Source organism: Marinococcus luteus, assembly GCF_900106595.1.
Taxonomy (GTDB): Bacteria; Bacillota; Bacilli; order Bacillales; family Marinococcaceae; genus Marinococcus; species Marinococcus luteus.
Genome location: NZ_FNNC01000006.1, coordinates 112,302 through 131,787 on the forward strand (window position 1 = coordinate 112,302; position 19,486 = coordinate 131,787).

Below are 19,486 nucleotides of genomic sequence, written 5' to 3' on the forward strand. Positions count from 1 at the left end.
ACAGCCGCATCGCCGGCTGTTTTTTTAATTGTTTTTCCATTCTGTTTTTAAAATAGCGTAAATCATCACATCCCGCCGTATCCCCTGAATCAGCAGCGAACGGCGCAGTGTGCCTTCATGTACCATGCCGACCTTTTCCATCACCTTAGCTGAGGCTGTATTTTCGATAAAACACCGGGCTTCAATCCGGTGCAGGCCCATATCTTCAAAGCCGAAACGGATAATTTCCCGTGCTGCTTCCGATCCGAATCCCTGATTCCAATGATCCGGGGCGAGCGTGTAGCCAATTTCCCCATTGGCATGGCCGCGGTCCCAATGAACAAAATCGATGGTGCCGATTACTTTGCCGGAGTCCTTGCGTTCGATGCCAAACGGTGCCCGGTCGCCGTATTTATAGGAGTTCATCGTGATATCCAGAAAATCTTTTGTTTCCCCGCGGCTTCTGTGGGTGTCCCACAAAACGTTGCGGGAGACAAGCGGGTTGGAGGCGTATTCGTAAATATCTTCAAGATCTGAATAACGCAGGGCCCGAAGCCGGAGCCTTGACGTCTCCAGGGTGGGGAAGGGTCTGAACGGTGATGTTGATGAATGATGCATAGGCCTTCATCCTTTACTGTAGCGCGCCCTCAAACGGTGCTTATTTCTTTGTTAATTATAGAATAATAAGAAATACCCAAAATGACAATAGGCACACCAGGCAGAAAAAAGGCATTCTGCGCGAATGCAGAATGCCTGGATGTTTAAACAGTAGAATTTTGTTCGAGCTCTGTGCGTTCTTCCTCGGAAAACACCCGTGAGCGGGTTAAAAACCGTTTGCCCTCAGGTCCTTCGAGGGAAAACATCCCGCCACGGCCGTCGACAACATCAATAATCAACTGCGTATGCTTCCAGTATTCAAATTGATCCTTCGACATATAAAACGGGGCTCCGCCAATATCACCCATATACATGTCGCTGTTGCCGGTTTTAAAGTCGCCTTCCGGATAACACATAGGGGCGCTGCCGTCGCAGCAGCCGCCGGACTGGTGAAACATTAAGGGGCCATGTCGTTTTGTCAGTCGGTTAATCAGTTCAAGGGCAGCGTCAGTAGCGGTTACACGCTCTACTGCCATGATAAATCCTCCTTTTTAAATGCTTCCGGCCGCTGGGTTCTTAAAAGAATCCTTTCGGCTGTTCGCTGTAGCTGACCAGAAGGTTTTTCGTCTGCTGGTAATGGTCGAGCATCATTTTGTGGTTCTCCCGGCCAATACCCGATTTTTTATAGCCTCCGAACGCTGCATGCGCCGGATAGTCATGGAAGCAGTTGGTCCATACGCGGCCGGCCTGGATCGCACGCCCGAACCGGTACGCGGTGTTCATATCGCGGGACCAGACGCCGGCGCCAAGTCCGTACAGCGTATCGTTGGCGATTTCCATCGCTTCTTCTTTTGTTTTAAAGGTAGTCACACTCAGCACCGGTCCGAAGATCTCTTCCTGGAACACGCGCATTTTGTTGTGGCCTTTAAATACGGTTGGCTGTACATAATACCCCTGTGAACGGTCTTCATCGTCGACCTGGGCTGCTTCGCCGCCGACGAGAACCTCTGCGCCTTCCTGTTTCCCGATATCCAAATACGAAAGGATTTTATCGAGCTGTTCCTTGGAAGCCTGGGCGCCCATCATAGTGTCGGTGTCGAGCGGGTGACCGACGTTGATGGCTTTTACGCGTTCGATGGCCCGTTCGATAAATTTGTCATAAATGGATTCCTGGATGAGAGCACGGGATGGACACGTGCACACTTCCCCCTGGTTCAAGGCAAACATGACGAAGCCTTCGATCGCTTTATCAAGATACGAGTCGTCTTCGGCCATCACGTCTTCAAAGAAAATATTCGGTGATTTGCCACCAAGCTCGAGCGTTACCGGAATAATATTTTCTGAAGCGTACTGCATAATCAGGCGGCCAGTCGTGGTTTCCCCGGTGAATGCCACTTTATCAATGCCTTCGTGCTGGGCAAGCGGTTTGCCGGCTTCAACCCCGAATCCGCTCACTACGTTCAGAACGCCTGGCGGCAGAATATCTTCGACAAGCTCAAGCACCTTGTAAATCGACGCTGGTGTCTGTTCAGCCGGTTTGAGCACGATGCAGTTGCCGGCAGCAAGCGCAGGTGCGATCTTCCAGATGCCCATAAGGATCGGGAAGTTCCATGGGATAATCTGGCCGACAACGCCGAGCGGCTCGTGGAAATGGTACGCTACTGTGTCATCGTCAATCTGTCCGATCGTTCCTTCCTGGGCACGGATGACGCCCGCGAAATAGCGCAGATGGTCGATGGCAAGTGGTATATCAGCATTGAGTGTTTCCCGCACAGCTTTGCCGTTTTCCCATGTTTCGGCCACGGCAAGCATTTCAAGGTTTTCTTCCATCCGGTTCGCCATTTTATTTAAAATATTGGAGCGTTCTGTTGTTGATGTTTTGCCCCAGGCTTCTTTCGCTTTGTTTGCTGCTTCTACTGCCGCGTCAACATCCTCTTTCGTTGAACGGGCAATCTGGCAGAAAACGGTACCGGTCACTGGGCTGACGTTGTCGAAATATTCGCCCTGGGCCGGCGGCCTGTACTCGCCTCCAATAAAGTTATCGTATCTGTTTTTAAAATGTACCAGGCTTTCAGGGGTGTTTGGTGCATCGTATCTCATGCAAAATCCTCCTTCGTTTTAGAGAAAAATTGGAAACGCTTACACAAGTTCATTATAGCACCATTTAAAAATAATGGAAATATAGAAGTTCTGATTATAAAAATATTCCCGCCGCAGCTGGTGGGGAGTTATTTAATGAAGCCCGGAGGTAATATGATCAATTTCCTGCAGGGTGCTGTCGATTTCATCGAGCAGGTTGTCCGGAAGCTCCAGCTCTGCAGCTTTTAAGTTTTCTTCAAGCTGCTCGGGCCGGCTTGCTCCGACGATAGTAGAGCTTACGCCCGGCTTTCGGAGAATCCAGGCGAGGGCAAGCTGGGACAGCTTAACTCCGAGTTCATTCCGGGCCAAATCTTCCAATTTTACGACATTTTCGAGAATGCGGTCATCCATGAAGCGTTCCATCGCAAAATTAATATCTGAATTAGCGGCACGGCTGTCGGCCGGAGGCTGTTCGCCCGGGCGGTACTTCCCGGTTAAAATACCCTGGGCAAGGGGGGAGAAGACCACTTGTCCGAGCCCCTCACGTTCGCTGATCGGAAGGACCTCTTTTTCAATATAGCGCACGAGCATATTGTAGATCGGCTGGTTCGATACCGGCCGGTGAAGGTTTCGTTTATCGGCAATGTGAGCCGCGTCGCTGATCTGGGTACCGGTCCATTCGCTGAACCCGTAGTACAGAATTTTACCCTGGCGCACGAGATCATCAAGCGCCATCAGCGTCTCTTCCAGCGGGGTGTCGGGATCATAGCGGTGGCATTGATACAGGTCCATATAATCCGTACCGAGCCGCTGCAGGCTGGCATCGCACTGTTCCATGATATGCTTGCGGGAGAGACCGCGGTCGTTCGGTCCATCACCCATTGGAAAATACACCTTCGAAGCCAGCACGTAGCTGTCCCGTTTGTAGGAGCTTAAAGCTTTGCCTACGACCTTTTCTGCTTCACCCCGGTTGTAGACGTTTGCCGTGTCAAAGAAATTGATGCCGTTTTCATATGCATGGTGAATAATGTTACCAGCTGTCTGGTCTTCCACGGAAGAGCCGTAGGTAAGCCAGCTGCCAAGGCCGATTTCACTTACTTTTACCCCGGAGTTCCCTAATCGACGATACTTCATGCGCACACGTCCTTTTCATAAGTATAATTCACTGCGGCAGAGAGACAGGATACGTTAAAAGTATTCCTTTGAACATTAAATTGTAAACAATTTGCAGGCAGAGGCTGAAATCAACAAAAGAAAAACAGGTATGTTATTCTAGGAAAAAAAGCAGGGTAAGGGGTGGATTCACGTGGACTATTACATAATGAGAATGCAAAAGGAGCACTGGCCCGAAGTCCGGGATATATATGAAATGGGCATTATGAGTGAGCATGCGACATTTGAAACGGAGGCGCCGTCATGGGAGCTGTGGTCAGCAACTCACGACCTGGCCTGCCGTCTCGTTGCTATCGACACTACAACTGAAAAAGTGATCGGCTGGGCAGCGCTCGCTCCGATTTCCGGCCGGGAAGTATATGAAGGTGTAGGCGAAACAAGTGTGTATATTCACCAGGACGAGCGCGGCCGCGGTGTGGGCGGAACGCTTCTGGAAGCATTGATTGAAAAAGCGGAAGCAGAAGGCTACTGGATGCTGCAGGCCGGTATTTTTCCTGAAAATGACTACAGTCTGCGTATTCACCGGCGAAAAGGGTTCCGTGAAGTAGGCGTACGGGAGCGTATCGGCAAAATGCAGGGACGCTGGCGCAACGTTGTGCTGCTTGAACGCCGCAGCCAGGTGGTCGGTGTGGATGAGGAAGACAATTATGATGATTGATCTTCCTCTTTTTTGTAGCGCTCCTTCCACTTTTCAAGCGAAGCGATCATATCATCCATTTCCTTGGTGGTAAGCTCCGGGTAACGGTTCAGCGTTTCCTGGACGTGCCGGGCTTCCGGCGGAAGCGTACGATAATCGTTGGAAAAAAAGGCGGCTACAGTACCGGTAACGATACCTATCAGGCTGATACCGACGATCATCAGAATGCTTGCAATAATTCTCCCGGCCGTTGTCACCGGAACGAAGTCTCCGTACCCGACTGAGGTAACCGTTACGATTGCCCACCACAGCGCCTCCTCATACGTGTGAAAATCTGGTTCAATCCATCGCATCGAAAGACTGGCCGCAAACAGAAGCACGCCGACAATAACGACAGCCCTGTCTATATGGTATTTAGAAAAAAATACGTCAAACGGAGAGTGCTTCCGGCTGAAAAGCACAATTAGACGTAAAACTTTTAAGAGACGAACGAGGCGGGCAGCCCGGAAAATTTCCCCAAGCGGCAAAATGGCGATCAGCTCGAGAGGATTGCTTTTAATGTACTGCCATTTATTGTCGCTCGCAAAAAAGCGGACGCCGAAATCGATTACAAACAACACGTAGATAAATATATCGAGCGCCCGCGACTGGTCAGTTGGCAACTCCACCGTTAAAGAAAATATTAAGAGAGCGGCAAGAATCAGCTCATAAATCGCTTCAAATGAAATGCGCACAGTGTTGCTCCTTTCTACAGCAGCTTAGCCATCATTATTTCGTTAACATACGCTCCGTGGGCAAAAAGGGAAGCCCTTTTGATGCCTTCCTCCTGGAAGCCGAAGCGTTCGTAGAGAGCGCGTGCCCCCGTATTTTCTTCGATTACGGTCAGCTCCAGGCGGTGAAGTCTGCGTTCCCGGCCCCACGCTTCGATACGCCCGAGCATCCGGCTTCCAAGGCCCAGACGGTGATATGCCGGCAGGAGGCCAATAACGACGGAGGCGGTACGGCAGTTACGGGCGGTACTGCCTCCGACGCCCATCGCGTGTCCAACGATCGTGCCCGCGTCTTCGACAATATAAAGCACGAGATGCTCCTTCATAATAAATTCATTCACCATATGCTGATGCTGTTCGGCCGTTGGCTTTCGCTCACCCGGCTCCATCAGCATATACGACGTTTCGTTATCGAGCTGCTGACTGAACGCCAGGTGGACGTTTGCATCCGGCGGCTCGATCAGTCGAATGTTCATATGTATCTCTCCGTTCTTCACCATTTGCTTTTTGTATTCCTCATTATAGCGTGCGAACAGACGGACGCCAAACCGTTCCTGTGTTACAATTTTGCTGACAGACTAGAATGAACGGAAGGAACGAAATAATGAGTAAGCAAAATAAACCGGAAGCTCCGGTAGAAAAAAACGAATTAATAGAGACGACGATCGAAGATTTAACCCACGAAGGACACGGGGTCGGAAGAATCGACGGATATGCGATGTTTATTCCGTACGCCCTGCCCGGTGAGCGTATTCAGGCGAAGGTTATTAAAACAAAAAAAGGCTACGGCTTTGGAAAGCTTATTACTGTTCTTGAAGAAAGCAGCGAACGTACCGAAGCGCCGTGTCCGGTTTATGTAAAATGCGGCGGCTGCCAGCTGCAGCATATGACTTACGATGCCCAGCTCCGCTATAAGCATAAACAGGTTAAAGACGCGTTTGAACGGATCGGCGGCCTCGACGAAACAGTGGTCCGCGATACAATCGGCATGGAGGACCCTTGGCGCTACCGCAACAAGGCCCAGGTGCCGATTGGTGTAAAAGAGGACGGCCGGTTAAAAGCGGGATTTTACCAGAAGCGGACGCACAACATTATTGATATGGATGAGTGCATCATTCAGCAGAAGGAAAACGACGATGCCGTCCAGCAGGTAAAGGACATTGCCGGCCGGTTTGGCATGAGCGCCTATGATGAAGAAAGCGGGCGCGGCTTTCTCCGCCACGTCGTGACGCGGTACGCCCCGACCACCGGCCAGCTGATGATTGTGCTTATTACAAATGGCAAAAAGATCCCGGACGAGCAGGCGTTTATCGAAGCTGTGTGCAGTGAAGTAAAGGACACGGCAAGCATCGTTCAAAACGTGAATACGAAACGAACGAATGTCATCTTTGGTGAACGCACGAAGACGCTGTGGGGCGAAGACTACATTTACGACCACATTGGTGACGTGAAGTTTGCGATCTCCGCGCGGTCCTTTTATCAGGTGAACCCGGTCCAGACAAAAACGCTGTATGATAAAGCGCTGGAGTACGCGGACCTGCGCGGTCATGAAACGGTTATTGATGCTTACTGCGGCATCGGAACCATCTCGCTGTTTCTCGCAGAAAAAGCCCGGGAGGTCTACGGCGTGGAGGTAGTGCCACAGGCCGTGAGTGATGCAAAGCGAAACGCGCAGCTGAATCATTTTGATAACGTAACCTTTGCAACAGGAAAAGCAGAGGAAGTGATGCCGTGGTGGGTAAAAGCAAACGGGCTGCGTCCGGATGTCGTTGTTGTGGATCCGCCGCGGAAGGGCTGCGACGAACAGCTGCTCGATACGATGCTCGAGGTAGCTCCCGAGCGTATCATATACGTTTCCTGTAACCCGGCGACACTCGCCCGGGATTTAAAACACCTCGTGGAAGGCGGATACGAAGTCGTAGAAGCCCAGCCGGTGGATATGTTCCCGCAGACCACGCATGTGGAAGTGGCAACGAAATTAGTGCGAAAGTAAGAGAGAGCATGCAGAAAGAATACGAGCAGCACAACTGTATATTAAAAAACAAGGAAGGCCCCTGAGCGGGACCTTCCTTGTGCTATTACTGAGTATCTTCGCCAAAAGCCTCCGGCAGCATTTTAAAGCCTTCGATCTCTGCGTCCTCTTCAATCTCAATCATAATGCAGCGCTTTCCCTGATAGTTGACCTGTCTCACATATTCAAGATCCTGCGGGCTGATCGCGATATTGGCGATTTTCGTGTTAATTTTAATGGATTTGGAATTGTACTTCGGCACGATGCTGTTTGCTTTGAGTTCGTACGTTTCGTTATCGGTAACCCGCTGAAAGGCCGTTTTGACTTTGTCGGTCTCCACCTGCTCGCCGCTCTGCTGCAGTACCCGTTCGACATCTTTATAGTCAAGCGTCGGTGGGGTATCCTCTTCGTTTTCTTCGACGACCCTGTGGATTTCCCCGTAGACGTTCGCAAGTGTGGAGGGGTTCATCTGGTCGCCGACCACGTCTCTCACAATATCCTCGAACACTGTTTTGTTTTCTTTGGCGGTGACGATCTCTTCGCCGTTCAGCACGTCTTCGATAAACCGGTAGTCCGGCTCGTTAGGCTTCGAGGCCGCATAAAGCACATGATTGACGTCAGCGGCGCCCTCTGTCATCGCTGGAAACAGGAAGCCGGCCAACGGATGTTTAAGATCAATCACCGGATCGGCCTCGACCTTGTATTTGAATTCCTTCTCAATGTAGTCAAACTGCATTTCTTTTTTCGGCTCTTCTGTCTTATTGATGCTGCAGAGAATGAAAGAATTGGAATATACCGCATCGCGGTCGCTCGTTTCTGCTTCCTCGTTCCGCTGTTTTGCCGGCTTTAAATAGTCGGCACGGATAAAAGTAATAACGGTGTCCTTTTCATATGGATGGTCTTCGATCATTTTTTCGGTCATGCGAAGCATCTGTTCCTTCCAGTCTTCAACGTTGCGGCTTAAGAGACCTTTGTGAAGAATGAACTGGCTGGAGTCTTCAGCGTCCTGCTGAAATTTCAGCTCGAACAGTTTTTCATCCAGCTGGCCGGTGAGGACCTTTTTGAAATTGGCCATAAACAGCTCCTGCTGGTCACTGTCGAGCATTTCGAACGGCTGGCTCTGATGATGGTAAATATCGGTTGTTTCTTTCATTATGTAAACGTTAAAGATGTCTGAGATCGTGAGCAGGTCATTGTCTGTTTTTAACTGCCTGCGAAGATCGGCAATATCTTTTTTATCCATGGGTAGTCCACTCCTGAGCTGTTTGAAGGATTGTTAGCTTATTTATTTTAACATATCACAGAGGTTCCGGTTCCGGTATATATAAAAACCCGCTGCTTTTAAGCAGCGGGAATCTGTCGTTTATCTGTTTGACGGGCTGCCAAAGTGCCGGCGGATTTCTTTGCCGTAGTCATCGGTTAAGGTCATGGACGCTTCGTAATCAGGTGAATTTTCCACCGCTTCACGGCTTACACTGGTGGTGGCACTTTCATCCATGGCGCTGAACTGAGTAAACCATTCCACCGGAACAAGAGAGTGGTCACTTGACAGGGCACCAGCAGTATCGACTTCGATGAACTGAATACTCCAGTCATTTGTGTCGAAAACAACGTCGGAGATGGTGCCGATGCTTTCACCGCTCGCATCGATATCATAGCCGCGGAGATCCTTCGTGCTCTGCAGGTAGTAGTCTTCTTTGTTTCGGGCAGCTTCCATTTCATTTTCTTCCGTACCAGTGACAGCTGTGTCATGGGTAGGACGTGCATTATTATCGTCGTCATCCGCCGGGGCAAATGGCCCGCCTACAGGCATGACTGGCCCGGTGCCGGTGCTTCCGGCTGTCGGGATCCAATAAGGCTCCAGGTTGTAATGATTTAGCACTGAGGCTTCATACGAACGGGAGATAGGTTCGTGCTCGTCCGGTTTCGGACTGTTTTTAATCTGGTCTTTCGAAGCATTCATCTGAATGGCCTGGCCGGCCAGATCGAGCCGGTTAATCAGTTCGGGGCTGAGCAGAACTTTTCCTCCGACAAACCATGTACGGGTATCAGCGACGAGAAACCGCACCTTCCATTCGCCTCTGGAATCGAAATAGACGTCGGAAATGGAGCCGATTGCTTCTTCATCGGTGGCTGAAATCCAAAATGCCTGAAAATCTTTTGTACGTACGAGCAATTGCTGCACCTCCTGATAATAGTTATTGATACCCGGCCTATTGCCTGAGAGGGGTGTTTTTAAACCATCGACATGAACTGTCAAAAGCAGGTGAATAGTAAGTCGCGATTTGAACGGAAGAAAGGGTAATAGACCTAAACCGTTTAACTGGCCGGTACCAACCTTTGTATCAATTCCACAGCAATTATTGACTTTGATAATCATTTTCAATTAATGTGTATATTGTAATTAAGAGCTTGAAATGATGCTTTTATTTTTTTTAGAATGATTGATAATGATTTTCATTATCTATAAATAACGGATGATGGAGGAGACGATATGCCGGTTGTAAAGGAAGAGTCACATACCGCAATTGATAATGAATTTCTAACCAATGTTGGTGATAAGAGCAGAATTCTCGAAATGTTAACACAGACTTCTGCCTATATAGCGGAATTTTTCAATGAAAGTGAAAGACCTGTGCCCGCAGAAGCAGAGGTGCAGGTGAAGCAATTCTTTCACGGCCTGGAGAAGGAAAATGATTTTGATAGTGTGCTTAAGGAAGTAATGGAGCATATTATGAAATGCTCTTTAAACATCAGCCACCCTCATGCAATGGCGCATCTGCATTGTCCGCCGCTTTTGTCCGGAGTATGCGCGGATGTAATTGTGAGTGCTTTAAATCAATCAATGGACTCCTGGGATCAAAGTCCGGCAGCGACAACGGTGGAGACAGAAGTAGTGAATTGGCTGTGTGAATTGTATCAGCTGCCTCAAACCGCTGCGGGAACGTTTACGACCGGAGGTACTCAGTCGAATTTCATGGGGCTGCTGCTTGCAAGAGACCAATACTGCGCACGGGAATTGTCACATGACGTAAAAGCCGATGGCCTTCCTGCGGAAGCAGCCCGATTTAAAATTTTCTGTTCGGAGGAAGCGCACTTTACAGTAAAAAAATCGGCTGTTCAGCTTGGCCTGGGAGAGCGGTCGGTAGTAGGGGTGCCAACGGATGAGCATAAAAAGATGAGCACCGGAAAGCTCGAAGCCTTTATTCAGGAGGCAAGGGTTGCCGGTGATCATCCCATTGCCATAGTAGCTACTGCCGGCACTACTGATTTTGGAAGCATTGACCCGCTCCAGGAGATCCGGCGTACAGCGGATAAAGAAAATCTGTGGATGCACGTGGATGCAGCTTTTGGCGGAGCTTTAGCGCTCTGCAGCGCTCAGGCTGAAAAGCTCGACGGGGTGCATAAAGCAGATTCCCTGGCGGTGGATTTTCACAAATTATTCTATCAGCCAGTCAGCTGCGGGGCTTTTTTGGTCAGGAGCCGGGATAGTTTTCGTTTTATCAGACATGGGGCGGATTATTTGAACCCGGAAGATGACAGAGACGAGGGCTTTACTAATCTTGTGGACTATTCGATGCAGACGACCCGGCGCTTCGATGCACTTAAAATATTGATGACGCTCCGTACTCTCGGCACGGAAAAATGGGCGGAAATGATCGGGCAGGGGTTAAGACAGGCCGGGCGTCTTGCGGAAAAAATTAACGACGAGCCGGAGCTGTATCTAGTAATGAAACCAGAAATGAATGCAGTGGTGTTTAAATACTGCACAGAAACGTCTTTTGGAGAAAGGGAAGAAGATGAGATCAATAGAGAAATTCAGCAGCAATTATATGCTTCGGGCGAGGCGGTCATTGCCAAAACAAAATTAAATGACAGACAGTTTTTAAAATGTACGCTGCTAAATCCTTTAACAAAGGAAGAAGATATTGATCATGTGATTCAGTCGGTCATTGAGACAGGCCGGGAAATTGAAATAATACGAAGGAGGAAACAGCAGTGAACACTAAACAAAAAGCAGCAGAGGCTTCAATGCAGAGCTTTATCAATTGTTATTTGCGGGAGACCGGAAGCGGTATTTGGAAAGAGTCGGAATGCCGCGTAGAGCTCTCCCGCCAGAAAATCGAGCTGGTCCTTCCAGTGAAATACCGGTCGTTGACCCACCGGCATATCTTTCATTTTCCGCTTTATTATAAACCCCTGGACAGCGCCTCTCTCCTTGAGCTGGATGTGCTGACGACCGGGGCTTTGCTTTTGAAGGAGCTTTCGCTTGAATACGGTGATAAGGGAGGGCAGGAAGAAATGATGCAGCGGGTACTGCAGAGCTTTGAGCTAACAGAACTGTTTTTGGAAGCGCGCAAGGAAGATAAAGGTGAAATCATCTCCCGCTACATTGATTCAGAACAGGCCCTTTTGCTCGGGCACCTGCTGCACCCGACCCCTAAAAGCCGTCAGGGCATGGAACGTAAGGGGGAAACAGAACTGTATTCCCCGGAAACAAAAGGACGTTTTCAGCTGCATTATTTCCGGGCTCCGTCAACACAGGTAGAGGAAGCATCGATGGAAGAAGAAAATGCGACGGCTATCGTAAAAAAAGATCTTCAAAATGCTCCGGAAACAGAGGAATTATTTAAAAAACACTATTGCCGTCTGGATGATGGATATGCCCTGCTGCCGGTTCATCCGCTTCAGGCAAGAGCCATGCTGCAGCAGGAGTCCATCCAGCAGAGAATGGAACGCGGGGAATTGGCATATCTTGGCCCGGCAGGCCGGAGCTTTACAGCAACTTCCTCGATCCGGACACTGTATCACGAGCAGTCACCGTATATGTTTAAAGTCTCGATTCCGGTGAAGGTGACCAATTCACTGCGAGTAAATCAAAAAAAAGAACTTGCGCGCGGCGTAGAAGTGGAAAAGCTGATGCAGAGCCGGATCGGAAAAGAGGCAGCACGGTTTTTCCCGGGATTTGAAATTGTCCGCGATCCGGCATTTATCACTCTTAAGGGAGAAGAAGAGACAGGCCTTGAAACGATTATCCGGCGCAATCCTTTTCAGGAAACCATGGACGATCAGGTGTCACTTGCCGCAGGACTTGTCCACGATGCGTACGGAGAAGGCAGTATGCTCGGCAATCTGATACGCATCCTTGCCCAGGCGGAAAACCGGAGCACAGCCGAAGTAAGCCGGGACTGGTTCCGGCAGTACTTATCAATCTCCCTGCATCCGATGCTTTGGCTGTATATGACCCACGGCATTGCGCTTGAAGCGCACCAGCAGAATTCTGTCGTGCGTTTTACCGGCGGCTATCCACAGATGTTTTATTACCGGGACAACCAGGGTTACTATTTTGCACGCTCGAAGGAAGCACATTTGAAAAAGTACGTGCCGGAGCTGAACGCTTCAAGTGACACTGTGTGCGCAGATGACATTGCAGACGAACGCTTCCGTTATTACTTTTTTATTAATCATTTGTTTGGACTGATTAATGGCTTTGGGACTTCAGGATTGATTGAAGAAGCAGAGCTGCTGCGAATATTACGCGAAGAGCTTGAAGATGCAGAAAAAGCATTCGGCCGTTCCGCTTTAACCGAAAGCCTTCTTGAACACGAAACAATCCCTTCCAAGGGTAATCTGCTGACCCGCTTTTTTGATATGGATGAATTGGTCGGCTCCCTTGCTGAACAGTCCGTTTATATTCATATTTTAAACCCGTTGACCGCAAAGGAGTGCATGCAGCATGAAAGCCCAACAATCTAATTCTTATATTTTCACCCGGGAGCCGGGTGGAGAGGAAGATGAACGTATACAATTCCGTGCGGTTGATGAAACGGCCGACTTTCGCCTGCTGCACGACTGGATGCATCAGGCACATGTAGTGCCGTTTTGGAAGTTGAATATAAGTGAAGGCCAATATCAGGCCCATCTGCGGAAGGCGCTTAATGATACCCATCAAACACTCTATATCGGGAAGATCGACGGCCGTCTGGTCAGCTATTGGGAAGTGTATTGGGCAGCTGATGATGTGATCGGTTCCTATTACGAGGCGGAGCCGGCAGACCAGGGCGTACACCTTTTAATTGGACCGCCTGAAGAAACGGGCAAGGGATACGCCCTGCCGCTTTTAAAAGCTATGCTTGCGATGCAGTTCCAACACGCCCGGACAGCCCGGATCATTGCAGAGCCCGATATCACCAATGACAAAATGATTCACGTGTTTAAAAAAGCGGGGTTTGAGCCTGTAAAGCCGGTGGACCTGCCGGATAAACGGGGGCTTCTAATGGTTTGCAGACGGGAGACATTTGAAGGAGGGACTGCCGTTGGCAGCTGAAACAGAAGTATATGACGTACTTGGCATAGGCATTGGACCGTTCAATCTTGGGATGGCAGCACTGCTGGAAAATGTTCCGGAAGTAAACGGTATCTTTCTGGATGAAAATGAATCATTTGAGTGGCACGGTGGTATGCTGCTTGACGGTACCAGCCTGCAGGTGCCTTTTCTTGCTGACCTTGTCACGATGGCGGACCCTAAGAGTCCCTATTCCTTTTTGCAGTATTTGCAGGAAAAGGACCGGCTCTATGCATTTTATTTCTATGAAAAATTTCATATTCCGCGTCGTGAATACAATGACTACTGCCGCTGGGCAGCTGAAAAGCTCTCCTCCTGCCGGTTTGGCCGGCACGTGACCAATGTATCTTTTTTAGAAGAAAGCAATATGTATAAAGTGGAAGCGGTACGTTCGAATGATAAAACGACCGAATACTACTATACCCGGCATATCGTGACGGGCACGGGCACGAAACCGTCGCTTCCCCTCTGGGCAGAAAAAGGAGAAGATGTCTGTCATTCTGCTGATTACCGGTACCGCCGGAAGGATCTGCTCCAAAAGAGGAGCATTACGGTGGCAGGATCCGGTCAGAGCGCCGCTGAAGTCTTTTACGATTTGTTAAAGAACCGGCCTGAATATGGGTACAGTCTGCGCTGGTATACAAGGTCTTCAGGATTTTTCCCGATGGAGTATTCCAAGCTGGGGCTGGAGCATTTTTCGCCGGAATATATTAGTTATTTCTACCACCTTGATTCTTACACAAAGGAGCAGCTGCTTCAGAAACAGGATCTTCTGTATAAAGGGATCAGCGCTGACACGATCGCTGCTGTGTACGATGAGCTGTATGAGCAGACGATCGGCGGGGAAAGCGAGGACATCATTCTACAGGCAAATACGGAAGTAATAAGTACGGAGAGAATGCCGGGCGGCAAAACGAAGCTGTCTTTAAAGGAGATTAACTACGGTACGGAGTACACAGAAGAGACGGAAGCACTAATCGCGGCTACAGGCTATCAGCCGTCTCCGCAGCCGTTTTTAAAAGGTATCGAAGCAAGCCTGCAGCGTGATAAGCATGGGCGTCTGCAGATTGATGAAAAGTACCGCGCGGTACAGGCTGAAAAGAACCGCCATGTGTTTATTCAAAACGGTGAAATGCACACACACGGCGTCGGGGCGCCGGATCTCGGGCTCGGAGCGCATCGGAACGCGGTCATTATTAACCAAATCGCAGACCGGGAGGTTTACCCTGTCCGGGCTAAAAATGTTTTCCAGCAATTTGAGAGAGAAAAGACTGGGGTTTTCACGTAAACCTGTAAGCCTAATCTTAAAAAGAAGGGAAGAAAGCAGATGAATCCATATACGGTTGAATCCTTTGGGGCCGTCCAACAGCGGCACTGGGAGGAAGCGAACCAGCGATTAACAGCGAAGATGCTGCAGGAATTTTTGTATGAAGCTATTATAGAAGCAGATATTGTAAAAGAAAGCGACCCCCAAACGCTTCAAGTAGAAGCCCCTGGAGCGGTTTATACATTTTCAGCGCGCAAGCGGCTTTTTGACAGTGTGTATGTGTATCCAGAAAGCATCGTAAAAAAAGAACATGATATAGCAGTACCTGTGCGGGCAGATGCTTTTCTGCTTGAACTTCAGCAAATGGCACCGATCTCGAGTGGGACAGCCGGCCATTTACTGAAAGAATATTATCATACCCTGACAGCAGACTGCCATTTGCTGGATAAAAAAACGACAGCTGCCGAGCTTGCGGAAATGGATTATTTGCAGCTTGAAGGAGAAATGGGCGGGCATCCATGGATTACTTACAATAAAGGCCGTATCGGCTTCAGCTTTCAGGATTACCTTTCCTATGCTCCTGAACACAAGCAGAAGGTTCGTTTATTCTGGATAGCGGTCCATAAGAAAGCAGCTTCGTTTCAAACTGTACACGCTGATGGTTACCATCGTTTAATAGAAGAGGAACTGAATGAGACTGAACGAAAGCATTTTCGCGATCTTATAAACCGGGCCGGGAGAGAAGCGGAGGACTATTATTACATGCCGGTGCATGAATGGCAGTGGGACAATCACATTGTGACGCTTTACGCTGAGTACATTGCCAACGGATGGATTATTCCATTGCAGTATTCAGAAGACACGTACCTTCCGCAGCAATCGATTCGTACGTTCGTAAATACAGAGCATAAAACAAAAAAACATGTAAAGCTTCCGGTAAGTATTTTAAATACACTGGTATACCGGGGACTGCCCAGTGAGAGGACAACGGCGGCCCCGGAAGTGACGAAATGGATTCAATCAGTCAAAGACGAGGACCCTTTCCTGAAAGAGACGTGCAAGGTAGGGCTGCTTGGGGAAACAGAAACGATCGACGTGCCACATCCCGCGTTTCATCATTTGCGGGGAGTGCCGTACCAGTATACAGAAATGCTGGGTGCTGTCTGGAGAGAAAGCATTTATACGGTGGTGGAAGAGGATGAAAAACCAGTAACGCTGGCGGCCCTTCTGCACGAAGATGCGAATGGAAAACCCCTGGTGCAGGAGTACATGGAACGCTCGGGATTAAGTACTGAAGAGTGGATAAAACAGCTGTTTGATTCCGTGCTTCCTCCGCTGCTGCATTACATGTATAAATACGGCACCGTTTTTTCACCGCATGGCCAGAATACGATCGTGGTATTAAAGAACTACGAGCCGCACCGGCTTATTATGAAAGACTTCGTAGATGACGTAAATGTAAGCGACCAGCAGCTGCCGGAGCTTGAAGACCTTCCGGAGGACTTAAAGCAGGTTCTGCGGTGCGAACCGCCGGAAGGACTCGTACAGTTCATTTTCACCGGATTGTTCATCTGCCACTTCCGGTATCTGTCGGATCTGCTCGACCGGGAAAGCTTACTTACAGAGCATACATTTTGGAAAATGACAGTTGAAACCATTGAAGCGTATCAAAAACGTTTTCCGGAGCTGACCGGTCGCTTTGAGCTTTTTAATCTTTTTCAGCCAACCATGGTGAAGCTTTGTCTGAATCGAAACCGCATGCTTGATTACGGGTACGGAGACGGTGATGATCGTCCGCACGCTTCAGAGCATGGATACGTTGACAACGCACTTTTTACGGTCCATAAGTTTTACATCTAAGTCAGGGGATTTCCCTGGCTTTTTTGTATGGAATTGATCATTTGTATGAAAATGCATAATAAATAAACATTTATATCATACTAAAGACACATGTATTGTTTGGCGAAAGGAAAAGTATTATAATAATTCCAATGTGCAAACCATTCCCGCGATCAATCTAAATGTTGGAGGAACAAAAATTGCAAAAAGAATACAGTCTGGATTCGACCGAATTTCCGTCGTTGAAATCCGTTTCGCAAAAAATGTTTGATTTAATAGCAGACCAGCTTAATGTAAATACAGCGTATATCACAAAGCGCGGCAGCAATGAAATGACTGTCATCAGCACGTTCAATAAAAAAGAAGAGATTATTCCTGAAGGCTTTTCGGTGGAATACAGTGACACATACTGCAGAAAAATTATTATGAATGAGGAAGACGCGCTCTGTACAGAGGATCTGACAAAAGACGTAATGACCAAAGAATTGGAGGTAACCTCCCGGCTGCAAATGAAAGGGTTTCTCGGCGTCACGCTGACCGATCTGAACGGCAACGTATTCGGAACACTGTGTGTTATGGACCCAGAGGAAAAGATATTCAGCCAGGAGGATGTTGATTACTTAAAAGCCATGGGAGAGGTGCTTGCACATATTATCGAGCTCGACCACACCCAGTACAACCTGGGATTTTTAAATGTGCCGATTATCCCGGTTAGGAAAGGCATTTCGATTCTTCCAGTTCAGGGAATTATCGATGAAAAACGGGCTGAAATTATTACCCGGACCGTTCTGGAGTACGCGGCAGCCCAAAAAATTGAACACCTTGTGATTGATTTGTCCGGACTTGTGATCGTGGATGGTGAATTTCCACACGTGTTTATTAACGTCATTCATGCCCTAAAGCTAATGGGAGTTAATATTTTGCTGACAGGAATCTCCCCGGCGATCGCCCGGCACGAGTTAAACAACAATGAAATTTTAAAAATGAATATCCACATTTCAAGAAATCTCGAATCTGCACTGGAATATATTGGCTTTCATCTGCAGTCTCAATAAAACCGGCGGAGGCGCCGGTTTTTTTACTGACAAAATTATATTGATGTTCTTACTTAAAGGAATTTAAATAGATAGCATCTCATGGATTTCTTCTTTAATCAGGCTCCAGGCATCGGTTTGTATATCGGTAAGCATAAAATGCTCTGCGTCCGGGAGTTCGAGATACCGTATGGACCGGTGGCCGATTTTTGCCGCCTGGTGGTACTGGGCGCTTATGCCGACTGGTACGTTCACGTCGAGCGCTCCGTGTACGAGTATCTGGGTAACATCAATAGGAATCAGATCAAACGGCGAGGTTTCAGTATAGCGCTCAGGAAATTCATCCGGGGTGCCGCCGAGCAGGTCCGCGACGGGGTCCAGGGGTTCCTGTGCGTTTGTGATTTTATTGCGGTAATCATGTATCTCGTGCATCAGATGCATATCGAGCACCCCGGCGAGGCTTACCGCTCCATATACAGATAGCGGATCGGCGAAATGGGACAACTCGCTGCTCACCGGCAGCGATGGCCTGGCAGCGAGCCATAAGGCAAGCTGTCCCCCTGCGGAATGACCAATGGTAAATACCCGGCGAACGTCGATGGGATGAACGGCTGCGAGTTCCCGGACATAATCAGCAGCCCTGCCAACGTCATTAAATGTTCCCGGCCAGCCACCGCCCGCGTGGCCTACGCGCCGGTATTCAATGTTCCACGTGGCAATGCCTTCCCGGGTTAAATCCTCAGCCACTTCCTGAATAATATCGAGACCGAAGGATGTTCGCCAAAAGCCGCCGTGAATAACTATTGCTAAAGGAAAAGGACCTTCTCCTTCAGGCAGGCGAAGGTCTCCAAACTGTTCAGAATGCTCCCCGTAATAAATTCGTTCCATATTTTCCCCTCCTGTTCTCCTTTTATCATACCTGCTTTTGGTACAATAGATAATAGGAAATGCTGAGGAGGAGAGACGTGAGGATAAAAACGTTTTACGCCATAAGCGATAAAGGTCTCGACAAGAAGGTAAACGCCTTCCTGGACGATGGAGGCATCGAAGTAACAGATATCCAATTTGCGATGAACTTCTTTTATTTCAGCGCGATGATTGTCTATCAGGATAATAGGGAATGAATGGGGGATAACTATGCAGCCATTAGTAAAAGCAATTGAAGGAGAGCAGCTGTACCTGCGTCCATACACGAAAGAAGAAATACCGGCACTGTACGAAGCGTTTAATAATAATCAGATTGCCCGTCAGTTTACCGGCACAAGCCGTATTTACACCCTGGAGGATGTGGAGCGCTATATCGAAGACACCGGCGCCCACGCAGACGTCCGTCTCGGCATTTTCATGCAGGGAAATGATCAATTAATCGGGGACACTTCGTTTATTGATATCGACACGCCGGCGAGCCGTCAGGCGAGGTTTCAAATGGTCGTATTTGACGATTATATCGGTCAGCGCTTCGGCACTGAAGCGACAAGGCTGATGCTTGAATATGGATTCGGGAAATTGAATTTCCACCGGATTGAACTCGAGGTTTTTTCGTTTAATACCCGGGCGATTCACGTATATGAAAAGCTTGGATTTGTGCACGAAGGAATGAAACGCGAGTGCCGTTACTACGACCACCAGTATTATCACGCCGTAATGATGAGCATACTCGAACAGGAATACCGGCAAAAGCATCGCTGAACCGCCCGGATAAGGGTGGTTTTTTACTTTAAGGAACTGATTTTCACGCGGTGGCCGGGAAAAAT

At 48.7% G+C, this 19,486-nt stretch carries 19 protein-coding genes; 10 read left to right on the top strand and 9 right to left on the bottom strand.

Going from position 1 to position 19,486, the window contains the following annotated elements; all coding sequences use genetic code 11:
• Nucleotides 1-24 precede the first annotated feature (24 nt).
• From BLV22_RS12430 to BLV22_RS12445, 4 genes are all read right to left on the bottom strand, one after another.
• On the bottom strand, nt 25-597 hold the full coding sequence (locus tag BLV22_RS12430) for a GNAT family N-acetyltransferase (protein ID WP_091615892.1): 573 nt from the start codon (nt 595-597) through the stop codon (nt 25-27).
• A 143-nt stretch (nt 598-740) separates the two neighbouring features.
• On the bottom strand, nt 741-1,112 hold the full coding sequence (locus tag BLV22_RS12435; RefSeq protein ID WP_022793690.1) for a DUF779 domain-containing protein: 372 nt from the start codon (nt 1,110-1,112) through the stop codon (nt 741-743).
• Between the two features lie 40 nt (nt 1,113-1,152).
• A complete protein-coding gene (gene exaC / locus BLV22_RS12440) occupies nt 1,153-2,676 on the bottom strand; it encodes an acetaldehyde dehydrogenase ExaC (RefSeq protein ID WP_091615895.1) in 1,524 nt (507 codons plus the stop codon).
• A 132-nt stretch (nt 2,677-2,808) separates the two neighbouring features.
• The gene (locus BLV22_RS12445; RefSeq protein ID WP_091615898.1) at nt 2,809-3,789 is read right to left on the bottom strand and encodes an aldo/keto reductase family protein; all 981 of its coding nucleotides are present in this window, start codon (nt 3,787-3,789) and stop codon (nt 2,809-2,811) included.
• Nucleotides 3,790-3,961: 172 nt separating this feature from the next.
• On the opposite strand from BLV22_RS12445, the gene BLV22_RS12450 reads away from it, so the two are divergent.
• Entirely contained in the window at nt 3,962-4,486 is a 525-nt protein-coding gene (locus BLV22_RS12450; protein ID WP_342706677.1) for a GNAT family N-acetyltransferase, read from the top strand.
• Here BLV22_RS12450 and BLV22_RS12455 read toward each other — a convergent pair.
• Nucleotides 4,474-5,199, bottom strand: coding sequence for a potassium channel family protein (locus BLV22_RS12455; protein ID WP_091615900.1), 726 nt, complete (start codon nt 5,197-5,199; stop codon nt 4,474-4,476). The two genes, BLV22_RS12450 and BLV22_RS12455, sit on opposite strands and share 13 nt — an antisense overlap.
• 14 nt (nt 5,200-5,213) lie before the next feature.
• Nucleotides 5,214-5,711, bottom strand: a complete 498-nt coding sequence (locus BLV22_RS12460) for a GNAT family N-acetyltransferase (RefSeq protein WP_176967768.1) — start codon at nt 5,709-5,711, stop codon at nt 5,214-5,216.
• 128 nt (nt 5,712-5,839) lie between these two features.
• On the opposite strand from BLV22_RS12460, the gene rlmD reads away from it, so the two are divergent.
• On the top strand, nt 5,840-7,228 hold the full coding sequence (rlmD, locus tag BLV22_RS12465; RefSeq protein ID WP_091615906.1) for a 23S rRNA (uracil(1939)-C(5))-methyltransferase RlmD: 1,389 nt from the start codon (nt 5,840-5,842) through the stop codon (nt 7,226-7,228).
• An 85-nt stretch (nt 7,229-7,313) separates the two neighbouring features.
• Here rlmD and BLV22_RS12470 read toward each other — a convergent pair whose 3' ends face one another.
• Nucleotides 7,314-8,489, bottom strand: a complete 1,176-nt coding sequence (locus BLV22_RS12470; RefSeq protein WP_091615908.1) for a DUF4317 domain-containing protein — start codon at nt 8,487-8,489, stop codon at nt 7,314-7,316.
• A 120-nt stretch (nt 8,490-8,609) separates the two neighbouring features.
• A complete protein-coding gene (locus BLV22_RS12475; RefSeq protein WP_176967769.1) occupies nt 8,610-9,422 on the bottom strand; it encodes a PRC-barrel domain-containing protein in 813 nt (270 codons plus the stop codon).
• 318 nt (nt 9,423-9,740) lie between these two features.
• Here BLV22_RS12475 and BLV22_RS12480 point away from each other — a divergent pair, with 318 nt between their 5' ends.
• The 6 genes from BLV22_RS12480 to BLV22_RS12505 all read left to right on the top strand — a co-directional run bounded on the left by BLV22_RS12480 (nt 9,741) and on the right by BLV22_RS12505 (nt 17,753).
• A complete protein-coding gene (locus BLV22_RS12480; protein WP_091615914.1) occupies nt 9,741-11,249 on the top strand; it encodes a pyridoxal phosphate-dependent decarboxylase family protein in 1,509 nt (502 codons plus the stop codon).
• Nucleotides 11,246-13,003 carry an IucA/IucC family protein gene (locus tag BLV22_RS12485; protein ID WP_425433812.1) on the top strand — a complete coding sequence of 586 codons (1,758 nt, stop codon included), beginning with the start codon at nt 11,246-11,248 and terminating at the stop codon, nt 13,001-13,003. The genes BLV22_RS12480 and BLV22_RS12485 overlap by 4 nt, the downstream gene beginning before the upstream one ends.
• Entirely contained in the window at nt 12,984-13,574 is a 591-nt protein-coding gene (locus BLV22_RS12490) for a GNAT family N-acetyltransferase (RefSeq protein ID WP_091615916.1), read from the top strand. The genes BLV22_RS12485 and BLV22_RS12490 overlap by 20 nt, the downstream gene beginning before the upstream one ends.
• On the top strand, nt 13,558-14,880 hold the full coding sequence (locus BLV22_RS12495) for a lysine N(6)-hydroxylase/L-ornithine N(5)-oxygenase family protein (RefSeq protein WP_091616228.1): 1,323 nt from the start codon (nt 13,558-13,560) through the stop codon (nt 14,878-14,880). The genes BLV22_RS12490 and BLV22_RS12495 overlap by 17 nt, the downstream gene beginning before the upstream one ends.
• A 39-nt stretch (nt 14,881-14,919) precedes the next feature.
• Nucleotides 14,920-16,719 (top strand): IucA/IucC family protein, encoded by a 1,800-nt coding sequence (locus BLV22_RS12500; RefSeq protein ID WP_143030985.1) that lies wholly within the window; start codon nt 14,920-14,922, stop codon nt 16,717-16,719.
• 179 nt (nt 16,720-16,898) lie between these two features.
• Nucleotides 16,899-17,753: an STAS domain-containing protein gene (locus BLV22_RS12505; RefSeq protein WP_245724093.1), complete on the top strand. Its 855-nt coding sequence runs from the start codon at nt 16,899-16,901 to the stop codon at nt 17,751-17,753.
• A gap of 63 nt (nt 17,754-17,816) precedes the next feature.
• On the opposite strand, the gene BLV22_RS12510 is transcribed toward BLV22_RS12505, so the two are convergent.
• The gene (locus BLV22_RS12510; protein WP_091615922.1) at nt 17,817-18,620 is read right to left on the bottom strand and encodes an alpha/beta hydrolase family protein; all 804 of its coding nucleotides are present in this window, start codon (nt 18,618-18,620) and stop codon (nt 17,817-17,819) included.
• Between the two features lie 77 nt (nt 18,621-18,697).
• Between BLV22_RS12510 and BLV22_RS15105 the strand changes: the two genes are divergently transcribed.
• Both BLV22_RS15105 and BLV22_RS12515 read left to right on the top strand, forming a co-directional pair.
• Complete coding sequence (locus BLV22_RS15105) at nt 18,698-18,856, top strand: hypothetical protein (RefSeq protein WP_176967763.1); 159 nt, start codon at nt 18,698-18,700, stop codon at nt 18,854-18,856.
• A gap of 13 nt (nt 18,857-18,869) precedes the next feature.
• Nucleotides 18,870-19,421 (top strand): GNAT family N-acetyltransferase, encoded by a 552-nt coding sequence (locus BLV22_RS12515; RefSeq protein WP_091615924.1) that lies wholly within the window; start codon nt 18,870-18,872, stop codon nt 19,419-19,421.
• Nucleotides 19,422-19,486: the final 65 nt, after the last annotated feature.